The sequence below is a fragment of the Listeria grandensis FSL F6-0971 genome, from assembly GCF_000525835.1.
In the GTDB taxonomy this organism is placed as follows: Bacteria; Bacillota; Bacilli; order Lactobacillales; family Listeriaceae; genus Listeria_A; species Listeria_A grandensis.
The window spans coordinates 24,454-47,222 of sequence record NZ_AODD01000025.1 but is presented as its reverse complement, the minus strand read 5'-3'; the positions used below and the strand labels follow the sequence as shown (position 1 = coordinate 47,222).

Below are 22,769 nucleotides of genomic sequence, written 5' to 3'. Positions count from 1 at the left end.
TTTTTATTTTGTTATTACGGGGGCTCTTGCTTGTGGCTTTCTTTAGCTTTGTTTTTTGGGGGAATATGCAGAAAAAATTCTTCTTTAGGATAATTTTTTAGTTGACAGGAATTTGGTGGGATGGTAATATAAGTTCAATACATTCGAACTGGATGTAATTTCAATTTCATATGAAACTCTTATTGTGAGTGGTAGAGGGACTGGCCCTGTGAAACCCGGCAACCTTTCATTTTTTTGAAAAGGTGCTAAATCCTGCGAAGTGTGATGCTTCGAAAGATAAGAGAGTGAAACGTGTTCGTATTTCGGATATTCGTAACCTCTCTGGTCTTACTGGAGAGGTTTTTTATATGAAAAAAAGAGAAGGAATGGTGATGTGAAATGGCAAAAGTTCAAAGTTCAAATTTAGGGTATCCACGTTTAGGGGAGAAACGGGAATGGAAGAAGGCGCTTGAGAATTATTGGAACCATAAGATTTCAGAAGAGCAATTACTTTCTGAAACTAAAGAATTGCGTTTACATGCTTTGAAGAAACAGCAGGATAAGGGGATTGATTTGATTCCTGTTGGGGACTTTTCTTTTTATGATCATATTTTAGATACGAGTGTTACTTTTGGTATTGTGCCAAAACGTTTTAATTATGAGTCTGGGAAAGTAGGTCTAGATACATATTTCGAGATTGCTCGTGGTAAGGATGATGCGGTGGCCTCTGAAATGACGAAATGGTTTAATACGAATTATCATTACATTGTGCCGGAGCTTTCGGATGCAAAACCACAATTGACGGAGAATCGTGCGTTGTTTTATTACGAGGAAGCGAAGCGGGAGCTAGGGATTGATGGTAAGCCTGTTCTTGTTGGTCCGATTACGTATTTGAAATTAGCGAAGGGAAACGATGATTTTAAAGGGTTACTAGATCAGTTGGTGCCACTTTATGGTCAGGTTTTGAAGGAGCTTGAGACGGCTGGTGCGAAATGGGTGCAGATTGATGAGCCTTACTTGGCCACTAGTTTTGAGAAGGAGGAGTTGGCTTGGTTTGAGGAAGTGTATACTTCATTCAAGAATGTTGCACCTAAATTGAAGATTGAATTGCAAACCTATTTCGAAAGTCTTGATTATTTTGAAGAGGTTGTGAAACTACCTGTGGATGCGATTGGCGTAGATTTTGTGCATGATCATGGTGAATCTATCGAGGCTTTAGAAAAATTTGGATTCCCAGCGGATAAGATTTTGGCTGCTGGTGTGATTGATGGGCGTAATGTGTGGCGTGCGGATTTGGATGCGAAATTGGCATTACTGGAACGGATTGCAAAAGTGGTACCTAAAGAGCGCTTAATCGTGCAACCGTCGAGTTCGTTGTTACATGTGCCGGTGACTAAAGCGAGTGAGCCTGATTTAGATGGGGTGTTGCTTGGAGGTTTGTCATTTGCTGATGAGAAGTTGGCAGAGCTAGTGGCGTTGACGAAGGCGCTTAATGCGGAGGATGTGGCAGCGGAATTCGCGAATGCAAAGGCTGGACTTGATGCTATAAATGGTTCACATCATCGAAATAATGCGGCGGTTCAAGAAGCAATACGCAACTTGGAGAATGTGGAAGTGAAGCGTGATTTACCGTTTGCAGAGCGGATCAGGTTGCAACATGAGTGGTTGCAGTTGCCTTTATTGCCAACGACGACGATCGGTAGTTTCCCGCAATCACCTGAGGTTCGGAAAAAACGTTCGGATTGGTTGAAAAAAGTGATTACGGATGCGGAGTATGAGAAGTTTATTGAAGCGGAAACGGAACGTTGGATCCGGATTCAAGAGGATTTAGACTTAGATGTGCTTGTGCATGGTGAGTTTGAAAGAACGGATATGGTTGAGTATTTTGGTCAGAAGTTGGATGGTTTCCAAGCAACGAAATTTGGTTGGGTGCAGTCATATGGTTCGCGTGCGGTACGTCCACCATTGGTTTATGGGGATGTGGCCTTCACGGAAACGATTACGGTGAAAGAGAGTGTCTACGCACAATCGCTAACGAATCGGCCTGTGAAGGGAATGTTGACGGCGCCAGTGACTATTATCAATTGGTCGTTTGTACGTGATGATGTGCCGGATTATGTGGTTGCGAATCAAGTTGGTTTGGCGCTGCGCAAAGAGGTGGAGGCACTGGAAGCAGCTGGAATTCGTGTGATTCAAGTCGATGAGCCCGCACTTCGTGAAGGTTTACCACTGAAGCGTTCGAGATGGAAAAAATATTTGGATGATGCCGTTTACTCTTTTAAATTGACAACGACTTCGGTTAAAAATGATACGCAAATTCATACGCATATGTGTTATGCCGAATTTGAGGATATTATCGATACGATTAGTGCGCTTGATGCGGATGTGATCTCGATTGAAACGTCTCGGAGCCATGGTGAGATTATCGAGACGTTTGAAAAAGTTGCGTATGATAAAGAGATTGGCCTAGGTGTGTACGACATTCATAGTCCACGGGTACCAACAACTGGCGAGATTCAAGGCAATATTCGTAGAGCTTTAAAAGTAATCGATGCGCGTCAATTCTGGGTGAATCCAGATTGTGGCTTGAAAACGCGTAAAGAGAAGGAAACAATCGCGGCACTGCAAGACATGGTCAATGCCACGAAGGAGATTCGCGAAGAGTACAAAGTGACAAAATAATAGGAAATAAGGCGCTAGGAACGGCATCATGTTGCTACTCCTGGCGCTTTTTAATTGGATGGAGGAGATTGGATTGACAAAGTTAAACAAAGAAACAATTGTAGCGCAAATTGGAAATCGAAAAAGTGGGGCGACTGGTGCTGTGAATATGCCGATTTATTTGTCGACTGCATACCGTCATGAAGATCTAGGTGTTTCAACGGGATATGATTATACGAGAACGGGTAACCCAACGCGGGAAGTTTTAGAGGAATCGCTTGCAACGCTTGAAAATGGGACGGCTGGTTTTGCAACAAGTTCTGGAATGAGCGCGATTCAGCTTATCTTTACGTTGTTTGCGAGTGGCGATCATATTATTTCTTCGCGTGATTTATATGGTGGTACATATCGTTATTTTGAATTGATTGCGAAGAAGTATAAGATTGATTTTTCATACTGGGAGACAACGGATATTGCTGATTTGGAAGGATTGGTAACACCGGCAACGAAAGCTGTTTTCATTGAGACACCTACAAATCCTTTGATGGTGGAAACTGATTTGGCGGAGGTTGTAGCTTTTGCGAAGAAGCATGGTTTGCTGGTAATTGTGGATAATACGTTTTTGACGCCAATTTTGCAACAACCACTGGATCTGGGTGCGGATATTGTTTTTCATAGTGCAACGAAGTATTTGGGTGGGCATAATGATGTGTTGGCGGGTGCAGTGATCGTAAAGGATGAGGAATTAGCGATACAATTGCGTGATTTCCATAATTCGATTGGTGCGGTGCTTTCGCCTTTTGATAGCTGGTTGTTGATGAGAGGACTGAAGACGCTCGTTCTGCGAGTGGAGCAACATCAGAAAAATGCACGAAAAGTGGCGGAGTTTTTGGAAGGTCACGCGGCTGTGACAAAAGTACTTTATCCAGGAAAAGGTGGCATGGTCAGTTTCCTGATAAAGGATGCAACGCTTGTTTCGCCGCTATTACGAAGCCTTGAGTTGTTTACTTTTGCGGAGAGTTTGGGTGGCGTGGAGAGCTTGATTACGTATCCGGTGACGCAGACGCATGCAGATGTGCCGAGGGAATTACGAGAATCGTATGGTTTGACGGATGAGTTGTTACGAATCTCGGTAGGAATCGAAAATAGTGATGATTTGATTGCGGATTTGGATCAAGCATTTGCAAGTGTGTTGAAGAAGGGGGTGAGCGTGCATGAGTAAGGAGAATATTTCTTTTAATACGAAGGTGGTGCATGCGAGCCTTGGAATCGATGAGGCGACTGGGGCACTGAATACGCCGCTTCATTTGTCCTCGACATTTCATCAGCCGGATTTTGATAATTATCACGAATTTGATTATGCGAGATCGGGGAATCCAACGCGTCAAGCCGTGGAAGAGGCGATTGCTAAATTAGAAAATGGGACGCATGGTTTTGCGTTTGCAACGGGTATGGCTGCGATCTCAGCTGCGCTTTTGACGTTGTCGCAGGGCGATCATTTTATTATTTCTGGTGATGTGTACGGTGGCACGTTTCGTCTGACGGAGCAGGTTTTACCACGATTTGGAATCACGCATACATTTGTTGATATGGGGAATTTGGATGCTGTTGCGGCGGCTTTTCAGGAGAATACGAAGCTGGTTTATGTAGAAACGCCATCGAATCCATTGATGCGTGTGACGGATATTGCGGCTGTCGCGCGACTTGCGAAGGCGCATGATTGTTATACATTTGTCGATAATACGTTTTTGACACCAGCTTTGCAACGACCGCTTGATTTGGGCGCGGATTTGGTGGTGCACAGCGCGACGAAGTTTATCGGTGGACATAGCGATATTTTAGCGGGGCTTGTGGTGACGAATAATGAGGCGTTGGCTAAACAAGTATATTTCATGCAAAACTCAACGGGAGGCGTGCTTGGGGTCCAAGATTGCTGGTTATTATTGCGTGGTCTCAAAACATTGGCGGTTCGGATGGATGTGGGTACGGCGTCGGCGCAGACCTTGGCGGAATTTTTGCAGGCAGATGATCGCGTGAAGGCGGTTTTTTATCCGGGACTTACGACGCATCCGGATTATGCAATCCAACAGCAACAAGCGGATTCAGCAGGTGCCGTTTTATCGTTCGATCTTGGAAGTGAGGAGGCGGCGCGCCAGTTTGTGAATCATGTGAAACTGCCAGTTTTTTCGGTGAGTTTAGGTGCGGTGGAGAGTATTTTATCGTACCCAGCGAGGATGTCTCATGCGGCGATTCCGGAAGAAGAACGGTTGAAACTCGGTATTACACCAGGACTATTACGTTTTTCGGCGGGGCTTGAGGATGTGGCTGATGTCATTGCAGACTTCAAGCAAGCGCTCGCGTATACAGTAGAAAGGAGTGCTCGTTGATGAATCTACGCCGCGATTTAAGTGAAAAGGTTTTAATTGCTGATGGTGCAATGGGTACACTACTTTATTCTTATGGGGTTGACCGTTCCTTTGAAGAATTGAATTTATCGCATCCAGATGATATCGTTGCAATCCATCGGGCTTACATCGAGGCGGGGGCGGATATTATCCAAACAAATACGTATAGCGCGAATTATATCAAGCTTTCGCGTTACGGTTTGCAGGACGATATTAAAAAAATTAACCAAGCGGCTGTGCGGCATGCAAAAGAAGCAACGCGCGGGACGGGTGTTTATATTTTTGGGACGATTGGTGGGATTCATGGTGCGAATGATGCCCGAATTTCGGCGCCAGACATGGAGGAGATTAAGCGTAGTTTTCGGGAGCAGTTGTATTGTTTGTTACTAGAAGGCGTGGACGCGATTTTGCTAGAGACGTATTATGATTTAGATGAACTGAAAACGGTGTTAAAAATTACGCGGGAGACAACGGATTTGCCAATCGTGGCGAATGTATCGATGCATGAACCAGGGCTTTTACAAAGCGGGCAGACGCTAGCTTCGGCGCTCCAGGAATTGGCGGATTTGGGTGCAGATGTGGTTGGTGCAAATTGCCGACTTGGTCCGTATCACATGGCCAAAGCACTTGAGAGTGTGCCGCTACTCGAAAATGCTTATTTGGCGGCGTATCCGAATGCGAGTTTGCCACAGATGGACGAAGGAAAAGTCGTCTATCAGACAGAAACCGATTATTTTGAGCAGTATGGTGAGATTTTTAGGCAAGAAGGTGTACGGCTTATTGGTGGATGTTGCGGGACGACACCGGACCATATTCGGGCGTTGCGTAGAGGTCTAAAATCGCTCGAACCTGTGATGTCCAAAGTGGTTTATCCAATTTTGGAACTAGCGGAACTTGAGGTGGCGGAAGATGCAGGCGTTCGGTTAACAGACAAAGTGAAGGATCAGTTTACCGTGTTGGTCGAGCTTGATCCACCGCGGACGTTTGATACGGCGAAGTTTTTCGAAGGGGCGAAAGAGCTTGATGAGGCGGGCGTGGATGCGATTACGATTTCGGATAATTCGCTTGCGACACCGCGGATTAGCAACATGGCACTCGCCGCGATTCTGAAGCATGAGTATGATATCCGCCCGCTGATCCATTTGACGACGCGCGATCATAATTTGATTGGGATGCATTCGCATATCATGGGTTTTCATAAGTTGGGGATTCAAGATGTGCTAGCCGTGACGGGAGATCCGAGTAAAGTTGGTGACTTTCCAGGTGCATCGTCGGTATTTGACCTGCGATCGGTAGAACTTGTACAGCTGATAAAAAAATTCAATGATGGGATTTCATACACGGGGAAATCGCTGAAGGAGAAAGCTAGGTTCCAAGTAGCTGCGGCTTTTAATCCGAATGTGTTGAAGTTAGATAAAGCGGTGCGTTTAATTGAACGAAAAGTCGAGTATGGCGCGGATTATATTATTACGCAACCGATTTATGATACGGAAAAAGCAGTACAGTTGAAAGAGGCGCTAGTCGAGGCGGGTATTACTGTCCCTGTTTTTGTTGGGGTAATGCCGTTACTTTCGAGTCGAAATGCCGAGTTTCTGCATAATGAAGTTCCTGGGATTCGTTTGACAGACGAGGTCAGGGAAAGAATGCGAGAGGCTGATAAAAATGGAACAGGGCGAGAAGAAGGGATGGCGATTGCGAAGGAAATTATCGATGCAATTTGTGAACATTTTAATGGTGTCTACATTATAACGCCGTTCTTGCGCTATGATTTATCGATTGAATTAACGAAATATGTACAGAGCAAAGAAGCTAGTGAACAAACAGTATAACGAAAAGATGAGTTACCTGAATTGGAACGGACCTACTATCGTGGGATAAAATAAAAAAGCATTACTTGTTGAATTCATGTACAATGAATCCGCAGGGGGTGCTTTTTTGTATAGGAACAAGCAGCGATCAAATTGAAACTGGAAGGTATTCTGGTTTAGTAAAAGTGCTGTATGAAAAGGAAAAACTGATTTTGGTAGTATTTGAATAGTACAGTAGGGTGTGCGATTGATATTTAGTTTATACACTTTGCTTTTTTGAAATGTGTCCATTTTGTGCGAATAATATATATATTCCGTGAATTTCATCTGAATGTATTCCAGAAATAGGTTAAAATGTAGTAATTAATAAAGGTATAATAGAGAGGAAATCTAATGCAAAAGAAAGAAGGGGAAATTAATGAAAACTAAAGTTTGTATATGGGGAGTATCTTTATTTTTATTTGCATGTTGTATGCTGGTTATTACCACACACAAAGTGCATGCGGAAGAAGCAAAGAACATCGTTACAGTAAGTGGAAAGGGAAGCATTGAAAACGAGAGGAAGCGATTGGAAAGAGTACGTAAATTTTCAGAGCTTACTCCAACGCAATATTATGTGAAAAAGGGTGAACAAATAAGGGTTTCTGTTTCTGGAGGTACAGGGAGCTCGACGGGAATACTACTGGCTGTTGGAACTCCGGGGACACCTACTGGAATTATGAAAACTAGCGTGGATAGAGGAGAAAATGTTATCACAGCTGATAGGAGTGGTGTGTTATCTTTTATTAACCGTCAAGAATCAGGAAAAATTATTTTTGCAGTTAACTCGAAGCATGATAATATACCATTTTTCGTATTAGAACAGACTACTAATGAGGATTTTGCAAAGCAAATGGCACAGTATAAAAATGCAAGTATTGTACAATTTGTGAGTAAAAAAGCATTGATCACTGTCAGCTATGCGAATGCCCAAAAATATGTAAAGAATCCAGAGAAGCTAATGACATATTATGAACAGTTTTTAGATGCTCAAAATAAGGTAGAAGGGACTGTGGTGGAAGGACGCGAAGATTATTTGGCAGCGCAACATTTACAGCATTTTGTAGAATCAGATCATGGGTATATGTTTGCTACCAATGAGTATATGGGATTTTACGGTGATGCTGCTTTACAACGCCTTTTAACAACAGACAATGGTTGGGGAGTATGGCATGAGAGCGGTCATCAAAGACAGTTAGCCCCTATGACTTGGAGTGCTGCAACAGAATCCACTGTTAATATTTATTCTATGGCTGTTCAAAAAGAAATCACGGGGAAATTAACAGCACTTGATTCGCACTATCCAGCTATTCGAAACTATTTAAATCTGCCGATCGAAAAAAAGGAATACGATAAACAAGATAATAATATAAAAATGGGATTATATGGACAACTCATGGATGTTTTTGGAGATAGCTTTTATCCTCAATTACACCAAAAATATCGTCTTTTAGAAAAGCAGCCGAATTCAACAGATGAGAAAAAACAGGTGCTCATTATCCAATCTTCACAACTAGCGCAAATTAATCTAATCCCTTTTTTTGAAAAGTGGGGACTTCTGGCGGATGCAGATACGAAAGAGCTATTAAATCAGCTCCCTATTTTAGATGAACCTATCTGGGAAAATACAAATACAAAAAAATACCATCTCAACTTACCTCAAGTGAAATATGTGCCACAATTGCCATATTTTAAACAAGTAGTTAAAAAAATAGAATCGAGAGATAATCTATTAAAAATTACGTTAGACATGGATTGGATAAAAGGATATAAGTATGTAGTTACGAAAAATAACAACTATATTGGCGAAGTAATAGATGGTAATTCTTCTGGTGGGGAGCGGAAAATTGAAAGAGAAGGCTATGTTTTTTCAATTCATACACCCGTTCTATCTACCGATCAATTTCAAGTAGTGGTTCATCATGAAGGGGCCCATGTGTTAAAAACCTATAATTCATATGATCAAAATATTGAAAACCAATTAAATCAGTTATTCACAGACAGCACACAATCGGAGTTACAACAAGGCGTAGGGCAAGGGACATTAAACCTCCTGCTACAAGCGATTCAAAAAAGCTCGAATCAAGAACCCTTGTTGAAATTACATGAGAAAGGACAAAGATTACTTTTAGAGGGCTTGATTCGTGATATCTCCTACAAAAATCAACAAGTAAATGTGGCATGGGCAAGCAATGTGTACAAAAATTATCACACTGTACTTACGAAGAATGGAAAGTACATCTCGGAAATCAATAATGGAAACCCCTATTATTCTAGCACGCAAAATCTAAATTGGAAAACAACGGTTGGAAATTTAGCGGATAGCGATATACTTCGCTTCGAATTTAGGCTACCTGACAAAACGTATACTGTAAATGTTATTTCTGGAAAAGTGATAAAGATAAAAAACGCTTTAGAAGATATGTATGATGTTTCAGGTTCTATTAAAAATACAGTGAACCAGGAGGGATTGAATGATATTTTAATAGATATCAATAACTATAGTAGTACCAAACAAAAAGCAATGTTAATGAGTCTGTTTGATCACGTACAAAGAGATTTATTAAAGGGTATGATTCAATCAGTAGCGGTAAATGATAGCTTGAAAATAGAAACAATTTTTGCTAATGCTACTTATCAACAATATCAAATTGTAGCTGTGAAGAATGATATCTATACTGCAGAAATGCATTATGGTACAGCTTATTCTTCTGTTTTTTCAAATAATAGCTGGCGTATCAGTACGGCTTTAGTGAAAGGGGACAAATTTTATCTTGAAGTGAGATTACCGCATAAATCATATAAAATTGTAGAGCTTACAAAGTAAAGTTTAGGAATTTAAATTATGGAGTACTAGGCTATAAAGAAAGAGAGACTGTATATCCTGATTGAAAAGGATATGCGGTCTCTCTTTCTTTGTTAAATTTTCTAGATTCCCTATTTTAAAAATCAACCATATTTGCACTTAATAGGCTGATGAGGAATGCCACTGCAAGCAGGATTCCAAAGAGTGTGAGTGCTTTACTCGTTGCTTTCATCGCAGGAACCATTGTAATCGGTACGCTTTTTCCGATGAAGCGGCGAACGGCTTTGATGGCTTCTGGAACGCTGAGTAAAATGATCAGAATCCAAGGTGTTGCTTGGATCGTAAAGATGAGCGCGATTTCCCAAACATACGCGAAAATAAAGGCTAATGTGAAGAGAATCAGTGCTCCTTTTCGGCCTAGTAAAATCGCGAGTGTTAGGCGACCGTTTGCTTTGTCAGGCTCCAAATCGCGGATGCTGTTGGCGAGTAATAAGTTACCAACTAGCACCATCACTGGAATCGATACGTAGACGATGAATGAGCTAATAAATCCGGCTTGAATATAGAAGGAAATGAATGTGATAATACCTCCCATAAAGAAGCCTGCCATGATCTCGCCAAACGGTGTGTAAGCAATTGGATATGGTCCACCGGTGTATAAATATCCGACTACCATCGAAATAATACCGAGTAACCCAATCCACCAATTATTCACGTCCATACATAAGTAAATACCACCAAGAATCGCTAATACGTATAGAAAAATGGCTAGGAATAAAATAAAGCCTGGCTTCATCCCGTTTCGGACAATTGCGCCGCCGTTTCCTACTGTATGCTCATCGTCTTGCCCTTTTTTGAAGTCGTAATATTCATTAAAGAGGTTGGCAGAGGTCTGAATAAGGAAACAGGATATTAGCATGACTAAAAAGCGCGTAAAATGAAAACTTTCGTAGCTCATTGCGACTGTTGTTCCTAAAAATACTGGGACAAAAGATGCGACCAGTGTGTGCGGACGTAGTAACATCCACCATTTATGGAATCCAGAATGTCTTACAATAGCTGATTTTGTACCGTGTGCCATGTGTTTCTCTCCTTTTATAAAAGCTTTATACTTGTTCAATTTTAGGCATTATTTCGCTATTAGTCAATAATTATGGGATAATTCTTTTTTAAAGGCTGATTGCTCCCGTTTTTGTAAAGTGTCTAGAGGTGTAAAAATGGATGGCTTTTGTTATAATGGATGGGTGAGTGAAGGCAATGAAGGAGAGATGAGTTATATGGGTTTAACATTGCCGATAGAGCTATTTGAGCAGGCAAAGCGTAAACAAATTTCGCAACAGGATGATGTGTTATTAAGCTGGGTTTCAGAGATTCCTGATGGTGAGGCAAAGCGCATTTTTGATCAAGGGAATAATTTTTTTAAAGGCGAGCGTTTTTTCTGGCAAAATAAAGAGCGGACGCTGCGACTTGCGGGTCTTGGTGTTATGGATCAGTTGTGCGTGGAGCAGGGGCAGGAGAGGTTTTTAGCATTACATACGAGAAAAGAGCAGGTGCTCAGAAAGACGGTAACAAACAGTGAGGAAATCGCTTGTGGAGCCGTTTATTTTGGTGGGTTTCGTTTTGATGATCAGCATGATACAGCACCTGAATGGGAGAAGTTTGGGGAAGGATTTTTTTATTTGCCACTTTTTTTTAGTGACGGAAAAGGAGAATCGTTGCTATTTATCGGTGAATCTGTGGCTTAAAGAGGCGGATGATTATGCGAAAGTGGAGACTGTGATGGCGCAGTGGGATAACATTGCCGTGTCGCCAGTTGGATGTGACCCAGAAGTGACTTGTATTTTTGAGGAGCGTTTGGCGGAGGAGGCTTGGCTGGATGCTGCAACGGAGGTTGTGAGCTTATTGCAAGAAACGCCTGATATGCAGAAAGTTGTATTGGCTCGGCGGATGCGACTTGGATTTGATGGATTCCTTTCGAGTAGTGTTATCATTGCGAATATGGAGGAGCAGCAGGGGAATAGTTATTGTTTCGTGTTGGAAAATGGAGCGAGTACTTTCTTTGGTGCGACGCCTGAGCGTTTATTGTTGGCGGATGAGTCTCATTTGGAGTCTGCTTGTGTCGCAGGGTCGATTGCGCGCGGCGTGTCGGCGAGTGAGGACGCGATGTTCGGTGAAACGCTACTTAGTGATGCGAAGAACTTGGCGGAACACCATTTTGTTGTAGAGATGATTAAGGAAACGATGGCGCGATTTTGTGAGGATGTACGGGTTTCGGCGAGCCCGGTATTGCTTAAGAATCGGGATATTCAGCATTTATATATGACGGTTTCGGGACGCCGAGGCGAGGCGAAGTTGCTGGATGTCTTACGGGCGCTTCATCCGACACCAGCGCTTGGTGGTTGGCCGCAAGCGGAGGCCATGGGGGTCATTCGTTTGAAAGAAGAGATGGATCGTGGTTTCTACGGGGCACCGATTGGTTGGATTGACCCGCTAGATCGTGGTGAGTTTGCGGTTGCTATTCGCTCAGCGCTCACTGTCGATACGAATGCACTGCTGTATGCAGGATGCGGTATTGTGGCGGATTCGGTACCAACAGAAGAGCTTGCGGAGACGGCGATTAAGTTTCAGCCGATGTTGCGGGTATTAGGAGGTAAAGTACATGAACGATCATAGACAGGTCATGACGGAGTATTTGGCGGCTTTTATTGAGGAATTGGTACAGGCTGGTGTGAAGGAAGCTGTTATTAGCCTGGTTCGCGCTCAACGCCGATTGCTTTATTGATGGCAGAACATCCGACACTAAAAATTTATGTGGATGTAGATGAACGCTCGGCGGGATTTTTTGCACTGGGGATTGCGAAGGCTTCGAAGCGACCAGTGGTCTTGTTATGCACGTCGGGAACGGCGGCGGCGAATTATTTTCCGGCGGTAGCAGAAGCGAACTTGTCGCAGGTTCCTTTGCTTGTTTTGACGGCGGATCGGCCGCATGAGTTACGCAATGTTGGGGCACCGCAGGCGATGGATCAGGTGCGCCTATTTGGGACGCATGTCAAAGATTTCACGGATATGGCGATGCCCGAAAATTCGACGGAGATGTTGCGGTTTGCAAAATGGCACGGTTCGAAGGCTGTCGATATCGCGATGAATGCGCCGCGTGGGCCGGTTCATTTGAACTTTCCGTTGCGCGAACCGTTGATGCCGGTTTTGGAGCCGTCGCCGTTTGCAGTGACGGAAAAGAAACGTCGCCATGTGCATATTTATTATACGCATGAGGTGCTAGAAGACGCTGTGATCGCGCAAATTATTGAGGCGTGTGCTGGGAAACGTGGCGTTTTTGTCGCAGGACCACTGGATAAAAAGGCCTTTTCGCCGAAATTAGTAGCGCTCGCGGAGCAAATTGGTTGGCCGATTTTGGCGGATCCATTGTCGCAGTTACGCAGTTATGGCGCGCTTAGTGATGCGGTGATTGACCAGTATGATGCGATTTTGCAAGAGGAGGAGGCGCGCACGGCTTTGCGGCCAGAAGTCGTGATTCGCTTTGGTGCGATGCCGGTTTCAAAACCGCTTATGAAATGGTTGGAGGCGCTAGAGGATGTGATGTTTTACGTCGTTGATCCTGGTGCGGCGTGGAAAGATCCAATTAAAGCGGTAACCAACATGATCCATTGCGATGAACATTTCCTCGTCGGTGCGCTGACGGATGGTTGGCAAGACAAGACTGCGCCTGATTGGGCAGCATCTTGGAAAACGTTAAATGCAAAAGTGAAAACAGTTATCAGTGCGCATATGGAGAGGCTTGATGTGCTGGATGAAGGAAAGCTTGTGTATGATCTGCGTGAATGGATTCCGGAGAAGGCAGGTTTGTTCATCGGTAACAGTATGCCGATTCGTGATGTCGATACGTATTTTGCACAGGTGGATAAACAGATACGTATGCTTGCTAATCGCGGTGCGAATGGTATTGACGGTGTGATCTCTTCGGCGCTTGGTGCGAGCTTGACGGAACAGCCGATGTATTTATTGATTGGCGATCTATCGTTTTATCATGATATGAATGGGCTTTTGATGGCGAAAAAATATGGGTTAAACTTGACGATCATTGTGGTGAATAATAATGGTGGCGGGATCTTCTCGTTCTTACCACAAGCGTCTGAGCCAAAGTATTTTGAGACGTTGTTTGGAACGGGAGCAGATATTGATTTCCGTTATGCTGCGGCGCTTTACGAAGGTGATTTTCATGAGGCGCGGAATTGGGATGAGCTTCATGATGCGTTTGATCAGGCTCATTTCCATAAGGGGCTGGATATCATTGAGGTGAAGACGAATCGGTATGAAAATGTGGATAGTCATCGGGCTTTATGGGAAGCAATTAAGACGGCGATTCGTGCGGAGTTGGTATAAAGATGCGGATTCGGGATGTGGAATACCATGTTGTGGAGACGAATCAGGATGCATCGTCGCGCGGAACCTTGTTGTTGCTTCACGGCTTTACAGGATCGCATGCGACGTATGATGCGGTTTTACCGATGTTGTCGGCGGATTGGCATTGTGTGATAGTGGATTTGCTTGGGCATGGTGCGACAGATGCGCCGCTTGATACGTCGCGATATTCGATGGAGTCGCAGGCTGCTGACTTAATCGCTATTTTAGACAGGATCGGCGCTGAAAAGGCATCTGTGCTCGGATATTCGATGGGTGGCAGATTGGCGTTGGGGCTTGCGACGTTCTATCCCGATCGCATCCAGACACTGGTTTTGCAAAGTGCTTCGCCGGGTTTGGAATCAGAAGAGGCACGGGCTTTACGCGTTTTGAAGGACGCAGAACTTGCGCAAAAAATCGCTGAGCAAGGCGTCGCAAATTTTGTGACAGATTGGGAGAAGTTGCCGCTTTTTGCGACACAGCAACATCTCTCGGAAGCTACGCAACGCAAGATTCGGGCAGAACGCCTGAATCAGCGGGCACACGGTTTAGCTAGAAGTCTTAACGGTATGGGGACAGGCGCGCAGCCTTCTTTATGGGAGGAGTTGCCGACGCTTCAGGTGCCGACGCTACTTTTGGCGGGGCAGAAGGATCCGAAATTTTGTGGGATTGCGCTGGAAATGAAAACCGCGCTTCCCGATGCAAAATATATTACTTTTTCAAATGCGGGGCATACGATTCATATCGAGCAGCCGGAGAGCTTTGGCTATGCGGTCCGCAATTGGTTACGAATTAGAGGAGGAACGAAATAATGGGTTTTGAGTGGAAGAAAGAGAAGGATTATACGGAGATTAAGTACGAAACATTTGAGGGAATCGCGAAGATTACGATCGATCGTCCGCAGGTCCACAATGCTTTTACGCCGAGAACGGTGATTGAAATGATTGATGCGTTTACGATTGCGCGCGAGGATTCGAAGGTTGGCGTGATTATTTTAACAGGAGAAGGAGACAAAGCATTCTGTTCTGGTGGCGATCAGAAGGTTCGCGGGAACGGTGGCTATGTTGGTGAGGACAATATTCCACGCCTTAACGTGCTTGATTTGCAGCGTTTGATTCGGGTGATTCCAAAACCAGTAATCGCGATGGTTGCAGGTTGGTCGATCGGCGGCGGGAATGTGTTGCAACTCGTTTGTGATTTGACAATTGCAGCGGACAACGCGAAGTTTGGTCAAACAGGGCCGAATGTGGGCAGTTTTGACGCTGGTTATGGCTCGGGCTACTTGGCGCGCGTGATTGGGCACAAGAAAGCGAAGGAAGTTTGGTTTATGTGCCGTCAATACACTGCAGACGAAGCGCTTGAAATGGGCTGGATTAACACGGTCGTACCACTGGCTGATCTAGAAACAGAGACGGTTGCTTGGGCGAAGGAAATGTTGAAGAAGAGTCCGACGGCGCTTCGTTTTATCAAAGCGGCATTTAATGCGGACACGGACGGCCTGGCTGGAATTCAGCAGTTGGCTGGTGACGCCACGCTTCTTTACTACACAACGGACGAGGCAAAAGAAGGACGTGACGCGTTCAAAGAAAAACGTGATCCCGACTTCGATCAATTTCCGAAATTCCCTTGAGGTGAAAAATGATGGAACTAACCAATTGGTTGGAAAAACGAGTGCGGCTTTCTCCAGAGAAGACCGCGCTTGTTTTTCATGATAAACAAGAAACTTTTGTAGAGGTTTATGACGCGGTGCAAAAGGTGGCTGGGAAACTTGGCGGGTTTGGCGTGCGTCAAGGAGCGTATGTCGCTTTGCTGGGAAGAAATGATCGCGATACTTTTTTGATGATTCATGCGCTACAACAAATAGGGGCGCGGACTGTTTTTTTGAACAATCGGTTAACGGCAACGGAAATCGTGTTTCAGATACAAGATGCGCGGGTGGCATGTTGTTTTTATGCGGATGAGTTTGCACCTAAGATGGTGAGCTTGGATGTGGAGGCTAATTCATTTAGTAGCGTGATGTCAGCGCCAGTTTTGGATATCCCGCTTGTTCCCAATTTTGCGATGGATGAGGTTGCTTCGGTTATGTACACCTCAGGCACGACAGGGAAGCCTAAAGGCGTGATGCAGACGTTTGGCAACCATTGGTGGAGTGCGACAGGTTCGATGCTGAATCTTGGACTGGAAGCTTCGGATAGCTGGCTTTGCGCGGTGCCAATTTTCCATATTAGCGGTCTTTCGATTTTGATGCGCTCGGTGATTTATGGGATTCCAGTTTACTTGGAGGAACACTTTGACGCCAGACGCACCGATGCGCTCCTGAGAAACGGCGAAGTTACGATGATTTCAGTGGTTACGACGATGGTTGAGCGTTTGTTGGACGTTTTTCAAGAGCCGTACCATCCTCATTTTCGCTGTATGTTACTCGGCGGTGGACCTGCTAGTCAATCGCTACTGGAGGCCTGCTTTGAAAATGGAATCCCGCTTGTGCAGTCATTTGGCATGACGGAAACAGCTTCTCAAATCGTGACACTACCACCAGAAGAAGCATTGCAAAAAATCGGTTCCGCTGGAAAAGCCCTATTTCCCGCTGAAGTCAAAATCGGCGAGCACGATGAAATTTTGCTAAAAGGCCCCTCGATCATGGCGGGATATTTGCATAACGAAAAGGCGACAGAAGGGGCGTTTGACGCGGATGGCTGGTTCCAAACAGGTGACATCGGCTACATCGACGAAGATGGATTCCTTTTTGTTCTCGAAAGGCGCTCCGACTTGATTATTTCGGGTGGTGAAAATGTGTATCCGACAGAAATCGAGCATGTTTTGCTAGAACATCCGAGTGTTGCTGAAGTCGCAGTCGTTGCTACACCAAGTGAAAAATGGGGCGAGGTACCAGTCGCGTTTGTTGTGACAAAAACTGGAATAGAGAGCCAGTCACTGTTGACTTTCTGTGAACAGCGCCTCGCCAAATTCAAAATACCACAACAGTTCTACTTTTTAGAAAAGCTCCCAAAAACGGCCTCGCAAAAAGTGCAACGCCATCGTTTAAAAGAAAGATTACATTAAAGAAGGCCAAGCATAATGTAGCGCTTGGCCTTCTTCTCAATAATTCAGTGCTTTGTCTAACGCAGCTAAATTGTCTTTCATGATCGACATATAATCACGATTTGCATCCATATCCTTCTGTGTCAATGTCTCTAAATTATGCAATTTCATCGTTTTCGTGTTGGTTTCTTTTTGAATCACGTCCGCAATTTTGGAATTCGTATTCTGCTCCAATAAAATATACGGAATGTTGTCTTTCTTAATCGTGTTCACAAGCGTGGTTAATTTCTTTTGAGAAGGCTCGTCACTCGTCGAAATACCTGCGATCGGGATTTGTTTCAAGCCGTACTCATTTTCCCAATAACCGTAGGCTGCATGCGCCGTTACAAAGTCTTTATGCTTTGCGCTTGCGGCCATTGTTTTATAGTCACTGTTCAGCGTTTTTAATTGCGATACAACCTGTTCATAATTCTTTTCAAATGTTGCTTTTTGTTCTGGGAGTTCTTTGCTTAAATTATCTTTGACAACACCTGCCATCGTTACCATATAGTTCGGATCAAGCCAAACGTGCGGATTCACATCACCGTGATCATGTCCGTCTTCGTCCTCTTCATGGTCGTGATCTTCGTCCTCTTCATGAGTCGTAGCCGGTAATTTCAAGCCATCGGTGGTCACGGCAAACTTCACGTTTTCATTTTTTAGCGATTGTTTCGCCTTATCAACAAAACCTTCCATACCAAGCCCAATATAGAAAAACAGGTCACTATCTGCAATATTCATCATGTCTTTTTGTGAAGGGTCAAAACTGTGGGCGTCAGATCCAGCCGGATACACGGAATGCGCATCGACATAATTGCCACCAATCTGTGCCGCTAAGTATTGTAATGGATACACCGTCGTATAAACGGTCAACTTGTCCTTATCTTTCGTCTGCGCGTCGCTGTTGCCACACCCGACCATAAAAATAGAAACAAGCAGGATAGAACTAAGTAAAATGGCTATTTTCTTCATGAAAGGTAACCCTCCTAAATCGAAATCGTTCTTATTTGATGCTTAAAAATAATAAATCGTAGCCATTACGATTTAACATCAGAAATTCATAATACCGTATATAGGATGAAAACACAAGTATTTATTATTTTTTCATGAAAGAATAAGAGCAGTTACAAGCACACCTTCCTTGCACCTACTCTTATTTTTCATTATAATGGTGATAATGGTGCCCCTCATGGTCGCACTTCATTGGGACTAGATCGACACCGCCTTTATGGAAGGGGTGACATTTAGAAATTCTTCTAATTGTTAGCCAACCGCCTTTTAACGCACCATGTTCTGTGATAGCTTCCATCCCATATTGCGAGCAGGTAGGATAGAAGCGGCAAGTCCCAGGCTTCAGTGGTGAAATATATTTGCGATATAGCTGAATACCGCCCAACATGATCTTCTTCATTTTAAAATCACCTTCATCGTAAAATTAGATATCTTCATCGTACCACAAATTTGAAAAAAAGAAAGAGGAGTGGCATGTATACGTATCAAGATTCGCTCGGTAATACGGTATCGATCCAGTTTGATGCGACAGAAGAAGCAGACGATGTTCTCGTCATCGCTAAATTTCATGATGTCTGGCTATTTACGACGCATAAAACGCGCGGTATCGAGTTTCCTGGTGGCAAAGGTGAGCCTAATGAAACGAATGAGGAAGCAGCGCGACGCGAAACAATGGAAGAAACCGGCGCCAAATTAGACAAATTATATATTATAGCGCAATATAAAGTGAAGACTACCGAGCGTATTTTTACAAAACGGGTCTATTTAGCAAACGTTACGACATTTGTAAATCAAATCGACTATATGGAAACGCTAGGCCCAACGCTTATTTCAGGTAATTTAGCTGATATTGTCAGGCAGGAATGTTTTAGCTTTTTTATGCGCGATAAAGGCATGCAAGTTGTTATAAAGCGAGCTTTGGAGCAACTAAAAATAAATAATTGGAGGTAATATGCATGGGAATGCCACTAGAAGTAAACACGATGATCGTAACGAAGGGAAAGGAAAAACGTCTATCTGATAATTTTTTCGAGCTTGTGAAGGATGGGTATCGAATTTATCCAATTGATGTGCCAATCGAAGTCCGGACAACGAAAGAAAGTGAAACAAACGGTATTGCTGTACCACAAAAGCTGATCTGGGAAAACGATACAACCATTATTACATATGAATTAGTATCGCTGAACTCCAGCAACTAAAAAAGCTGAGCCTCACAAATAGGAGAGACTCAACTTTTCATAAATGTTATGCTTCTTTGTTCTTATTCGACATACGGCGAACCCAAGCGACAATGCTAATAATCAATGAAAAGATATATTCGCCAAGCGTCGCGATGAAGATGGATATGGCAATCTCTGCCTGTGAAACTCCGCCACCATAAAAACTAATAAAGAATATAATCCCACTTGCGACAAGGCCCAGCGTTGCTAAAAAGTACTTGAACCAGCGCCATTTTAAGACAAATTCAAAAATGCACACAGCGATAATAAAAATCGCAAAAATAATCAAAGTTAACGTTGAAAATATCATAGTTTCTTCTCCTTTGGTGAACCGAGCATTCATACAATCTAGGAAACTCCTGACGTATAAAATTCATTTTAACATAGTTTTGCAAGAATGGTAAGCAGGAAATATAATTTGAGGAGGCATATCTAAATGAAAGACATTGTTTTATATGACGAAAATTGCCGATTTTGTAAAGCCACGAAACGACTGTTTGAAAAATTAGACTGGATGAAAGTCATCGAGTGGAAGCCGCTCCAAGAAACACAGGACACAGGTTTTACACAAGAAGAATTGCTACGCGAGATTCATTTGATTACACCAACCGGTAGCGCAAAAAAAGGGTTCTTTGCAATTCGCCGAATGTTGTTACGTTTCCCACTAACCGGATTGATTGGGTTGATTATGTACATTCCAATTTTTAAGCCTGCGGGACGATTAGGCTACCGAGTCGTTGCGGATAATCGGACATGTGATATTCGCAAAAAAGGACGAGGGTGCAACTCGTAATTTTTGTGCGTGACAAGATTAATGAAACATGTTACAATGATGTGAAAACTAAATTAAACTCTTATCCAGAGCGGTAGAGGGACTGGCCCTTTGAAACCCGGCAACCTACATGTATTGTAAGGTGCTAACCTGTGGCAGGAATTGATTTCCTGATCGATGAGAGCGAAGGTATTGTAAATAATAGCCTTCTCTCTATTCCGCGCGCAATTGGCAAAATAGGGAGAAGGCTTTTTGTTGGCATCATTTAGATGTCTATAAAATGAGTGAACGAGACTGGAATGGAAATACTTGCTGTTCGCATTTTTACAAACCACTTCGCGATGGAGAAGAATAAAGGAGGAAATAAAGAATGGCAAGAAACCGTCATTTATTTACGTCAGAATCTGTTTCTGATGGACATCCGGATAAAATCGCGGATCAGATTTCCGATGCGATTTTGGATGCAATTTTAACAAAAGATGCTGATGCTCGTGTGGCATGTGAAACAACGGTAACAACGGGGCTCGTGCTAGTAGCAGGAGAAATTTCAACATCGACCTATGTAGATATTCCGAAAATTGTGCGGGATACGATTAAAGAAATTGGCTACACGCGTGCAAAATATGGTTTTGATGCAGAAACTTGTGCTGTATTAACCGCGATTGATGAGCAGTCACCGGATATCGCTCAAGGTGTAGACGTGGCACTAGAATCACGCGGCATCGGGCACACGGATGAAGCAATTGATGCGATTGGAGCGGGGGACCAAGGCTTAATGTTTGGTTTTGCAACAGATGAAACGGAAGAATTAATGCCACTGCCGATCTCACTTGCACATGCACTCGCACGTAAAATTGCTGAGTTACGCAAGAATAACACATTGACATACTTACGTCCTGATGCGAAAACACAAGTGACGGTGGAATATGATGAGAATAACGAACCAATTCGAATCGATACAATCGTAATTTCAACACAACACCATCCAGATATTGCACAAGAGCAGATTGCAGCAGACATGCATAAATTGGTCATTGAAGAGGTAATTGATACACGACTTCTTGACGCTGAAACAAAATACTTTATCAATCCAACAGGACGCTTTGTTATCGGTGGCCCTCAAGGAGATGCAGGATTAACAGGACGCAAAATTATCGTGGACACCTATGGCGGTTATGCCCGTCATGGCGGCGGTGCGTTCTCCGGTAAAGACCCAACTAAAGTCGACCGTTCAGGCGCTTATGCCGCGCGTTACGTCGCTAAAAACATCGTTGCAGCAGGGCTAGCGAAAAAAGTGGAAGTCCAGTTGGCCTATGCGATCGGTGTTGCTCACCCCGTTTCAATTTCGATTGACACATATGGCACGAGTGACTACAGTGAACAAGATTTGATCAACGCTGTGAATCAATTTTTCGATTTACGTCCAGCAGGCATTATTCAGATGCTTGATTTGCGCCGCCCAATTTATCGCCAAACGGCAGCATTTGGTCATTTTGGTAGATTAGATCTTGATTTACCGTGGGAACGAGTGGATAAGGCTGCACAAATGAAAGAATTTCTTTTAGAATTTGCAAAAGTGAACTAATATATAATCGAGAAAACCTGACAGGATAAGCAATCTTGTCAGGTTTTTTCTCGAAATTTATATATTTTCATATAAAATCCATAATTTTGTCACAAAAAATACACACACTTATGAATCATTATGTAATATAATAATTAAGTTACTTAACGAAAGGAGTTTTCAACATGAAAACAAAATTATTAGCAGCTTCAGCAATCGCGGCATCACTTGTTCTTGTAGCAGGTTGTGGCAATAGCGATACAAGCGACACAAAAAAAGAGGAAAAAACAGCAAAAACAGAGACAACAGCAAAACATGAGGATCATTTAGACTACCATGATCAAAAATCGTGGCAATTTGAAGCAGGCGATACGCAGTCCCCAATCAATATTGAAACAGCAAAAACAGAGCCAATGAAGGACACAGGGACTATTGAATTAAACTACAATCAAAAAGTGACCGATGAAGTAGACAATGGCCATAGTATTCAAGTGGATGACGGTGGACAAGCGACTATCAACGGGCGCAAATTTGAATTAAATCAATTCCATTTCCATGCAGAAAGTGAGCATACAGTGGATGGGAAACATTATCCAATCGAAGCCCACTTTGTAAATGAAAATCAAGATAGCCGTCTAGCAGTTATTGGCGTTTTCTTTAAAGAAGGTAAAGCAAATCCAGCCTTCCAAAGCATTTTAAACAATGTCAAAAAAGGTGAAAAAACAACAGTTAGTGAGCCAATTGATGTGGCAGCTTTACTTCCAACAAACAAATCATATTATCACTATCTAGGATCTTTGACTACACCACCATTATCTGAAAACGTGGAATGGTATGTCATGTCTACTCCAGTAGAAGTTTCCAAAGAACAAATTGCAGAATTCAATAAATACTACGATGGTAATAATCGCAAAATTCAACCACTACATGACCGTCCAGTATTGAAGCATACAGACAATTAATATCTCCTAGAGCGCCGTCAAACACCCATCTGTGTTGTTAAA

The 22,769-nt window shown here is 43.3% G+C and carries 19 protein-coding genes, 1 pseudogene and 2 riboswitches; of the genes and pseudogenes, 16 read left to right on the top strand and 4 right to left on the bottom strand.

Features of this window, described 5'->3' with window-relative positions; translation table 11 throughout:
* Positions 1-176 precede the first annotated feature (176 nt).
* Positions 177-283, top strand: a riboswitch (SAM riboswitch).
* 95 nt (positions 284-378) lie between these two features.
* From metE to PGRAN_RS15850, 5 genes are all read left to right on the top strand, one after another.
* Entirely contained in the window at positions 379-2,661 is a 2,283-nt protein-coding gene (gene metE / locus PGRAN_RS12840; RefSeq protein WP_036067573.1) for a 5-methyltetrahydropteroyltriglutamate--homocysteine S-methyltransferase, read from the top strand.
* 73 nt (positions 2,662-2,734) lie between these two features.
* The gene (locus PGRAN_RS12835; protein ID WP_036067588.1) at positions 2,735-3,862 is read left to right on the top strand and encodes an aminotransferase class I/II-fold pyridoxal phosphate-dependent enzyme; all 1,128 of its coding nucleotides are present in this window, start codon (positions 2,735-2,737) and stop codon (positions 3,860-3,862) included.
* Positions 3,855-5,027: a cystathionine beta-lyase gene (gene metC, locus PGRAN_RS12830; RefSeq protein ID WP_036067570.1), complete on the top strand. Its 1,173-nt coding sequence runs from the start codon at positions 3,855-3,857 to the stop codon at positions 5,025-5,027. The genes PGRAN_RS12835 and metC overlap by 8 nt, the downstream gene beginning before the upstream one ends.
* Entirely contained in the window at positions 5,027-6,874 is a 1,848-nt protein-coding gene (locus PGRAN_RS12825) for a bifunctional homocysteine S-methyltransferase/methylenetetrahydrofolate reductase (RefSeq protein WP_036067569.1), read from the top strand. Before metC ends, PGRAN_RS12825 begins: the two co-directional genes overlap by 1 nt.
* Before the next feature lie 397 nt (positions 6,875-7,271).
* On the top strand, positions 7,272-9,719 hold the full coding sequence (locus PGRAN_RS15850) for a M60 family metallopeptidase (protein ID WP_077914683.1): 2,448 nt from the start codon (positions 7,272-7,274) through the stop codon (positions 9,717-9,719).
* A 115-nt stretch (positions 9,720-9,834) separates the two neighbouring features.
* On the opposite strand, the gene PGRAN_RS12815 is transcribed toward PGRAN_RS15850, so the two are convergent.
* Positions 9,835-10,779 (bottom strand): 1,4-dihydroxy-2-naphthoate polyprenyltransferase, encoded by a 945-nt coding sequence (locus tag PGRAN_RS12815; RefSeq protein ID WP_036067568.1) that lies wholly within the window; start codon positions 10,777-10,779, stop codon positions 9,835-9,837.
* Positions 10,780-10,975: 196 nt separating this feature from the next.
* Here PGRAN_RS12815 and PGRAN_RS17340 point away from each other — a divergent pair, with 196 nt between their 5' ends.
* The 6 genes and pseudogenes from PGRAN_RS17340 (at position 10,976) to PGRAN_RS12790 (ending at position 17,180) form a co-directional block, all read left to right on the top strand.
* A complete protein-coding gene (locus PGRAN_RS17340; RefSeq protein WP_241433352.1) occupies positions 10,976-11,443 on the top strand; it encodes an isochorismate synthase in 468 nt (155 codons plus the stop codon).
* Positions 11,358-12,371, top strand: coding sequence for an isochorismate synthase (locus PGRAN_RS12810; RefSeq protein ID WP_241433351.1), 1,014 nt, complete (start codon positions 11,358-11,360; stop codon positions 12,369-12,371). The genes PGRAN_RS17340 and PGRAN_RS12810 overlap by 86 nt, the downstream gene beginning before the upstream one ends.
* A pseudogene (menD, locus tag PGRAN_RS12805) lies at positions 12,358-14,099 on the top strand (2-succinyl-5-enolpyruvyl-6-hydroxy-3-cyclohexene-1-carboxylic-acid synthase). Before PGRAN_RS12810 ends, menD begins: the two are co-directional and overlap by 14 nt.
* Before the next feature lie 2 nt (positions 14,100-14,101).
* On the top strand, positions 14,102-14,929 hold the full coding sequence (gene menH, locus PGRAN_RS12800; RefSeq protein ID WP_036067567.1) for a 2-succinyl-6-hydroxy-2,4-cyclohexadiene-1-carboxylate synthase: 828 nt from the start codon (positions 14,102-14,104) through the stop codon (positions 14,927-14,929).
* Positions 14,929-15,747: a 1,4-dihydroxy-2-naphthoyl-CoA synthase gene (gene menB, locus PGRAN_RS12795; protein WP_036067566.1), complete on the top strand. Its 819-nt coding sequence runs from the start codon at positions 14,929-14,931 to the stop codon at positions 15,745-15,747. The genes menH and menB overlap by 1 nt, the downstream gene beginning before the upstream one ends.
* 11 nt (positions 15,748-15,758) lie before the next feature.
* On the top strand, positions 15,759-17,180 hold the full coding sequence (locus PGRAN_RS12790; protein ID WP_036067565.1) for an o-succinylbenzoate--CoA ligase: 1,422 nt from the start codon (positions 15,759-15,761) through the stop codon (positions 17,178-17,180).
* A gap of 36 nt (positions 17,181-17,216) precedes the next feature.
* On the opposite strand, the gene PGRAN_RS12785 is transcribed toward PGRAN_RS12790, so the two are convergent.
* Both PGRAN_RS12785 and yidD read right to left on the bottom strand, forming a co-directional pair.
* Entirely contained in the window at positions 17,217-18,170 is a 954-nt protein-coding gene (locus PGRAN_RS12785) for a metal ABC transporter substrate-binding protein (protein ID WP_036067564.1), read from the bottom strand.
* A 181-nt stretch (positions 18,171-18,351) separates the two neighbouring features.
* The gene (gene yidD, locus PGRAN_RS12780) at positions 18,352-18,609 is read right to left on the bottom strand and encodes a membrane protein insertion efficiency factor YidD (protein WP_036067563.1); all 258 of its coding nucleotides are present in this window, start codon (positions 18,607-18,609) and stop codon (positions 18,352-18,354) included.
* Positions 18,610-18,683: 74 nt separating this feature from the next.
* Between yidD and ytkD the strand changes: the two genes are divergently transcribed.
* A complete protein-coding gene (gene ytkD / locus PGRAN_RS12775) occupies positions 18,684-19,160 on the top strand; it encodes an RNA deprotection pyrophosphohydrolase (RefSeq protein ID WP_036067560.1) in 477 nt (158 codons plus the stop codon).
* 5 nt (positions 19,161-19,165) lie between these two features.
* Positions 19,166-19,408 (top strand): DUF2584 domain-containing protein, encoded by a 243-nt coding sequence (locus PGRAN_RS12770; protein ID WP_036067557.1) that lies wholly within the window; start codon positions 19,166-19,168, stop codon positions 19,406-19,408.
* Between the two features lie 46 nt (positions 19,409-19,454).
* Here the strand turns inward: PGRAN_RS12770 and PGRAN_RS12765 are convergent, their stop codons facing one another.
* Positions 19,455-19,739, bottom strand: a complete 285-nt coding sequence (locus tag PGRAN_RS12765) for a hypothetical protein (protein WP_036067575.1) — start codon at positions 19,737-19,739, stop codon at positions 19,455-19,457.
* Between the two features lie 126 nt (positions 19,740-19,865).
* Here PGRAN_RS12765 and PGRAN_RS12760 point away from each other — a divergent pair, with 126 nt between their 5' ends.
* The 3 genes from PGRAN_RS12760 (at position 19,866) to PGRAN_RS12750 (ending at position 22,727) form a co-directional block, all read left to right on the top strand.
* Positions 19,866-20,222: a thiol-disulfide oxidoreductase DCC family protein gene (locus tag PGRAN_RS12760; protein WP_036067554.1), complete on the top strand. Its 357-nt coding sequence runs from the start codon at positions 19,866-19,868 to the stop codon at positions 20,220-20,222.
* A gap of 58 nt (positions 20,223-20,280) precedes the next feature.
* A riboswitch (SAM riboswitch) is annotated at positions 20,281-20,385 on the top strand.
* Between the two features lie 186 nt (positions 20,386-20,571).
* Positions 20,572-21,786 (top strand): methionine adenosyltransferase, encoded by a 1,215-nt coding sequence (metK, locus tag PGRAN_RS12755; protein ID WP_036067552.1) that lies wholly within the window; start codon positions 20,572-20,574, stop codon positions 21,784-21,786.
* Positions 21,787-21,950: 164 nt separating this feature from the next.
* On the top strand, positions 21,951-22,727 hold the full coding sequence (locus PGRAN_RS12750) for a carbonic anhydrase (protein WP_036067550.1): 777 nt from the start codon (positions 21,951-21,953) through the stop codon (positions 22,725-22,727).
* The last annotated feature ends 42 nt before the right edge of the window (positions 22,728-22,769 follow it).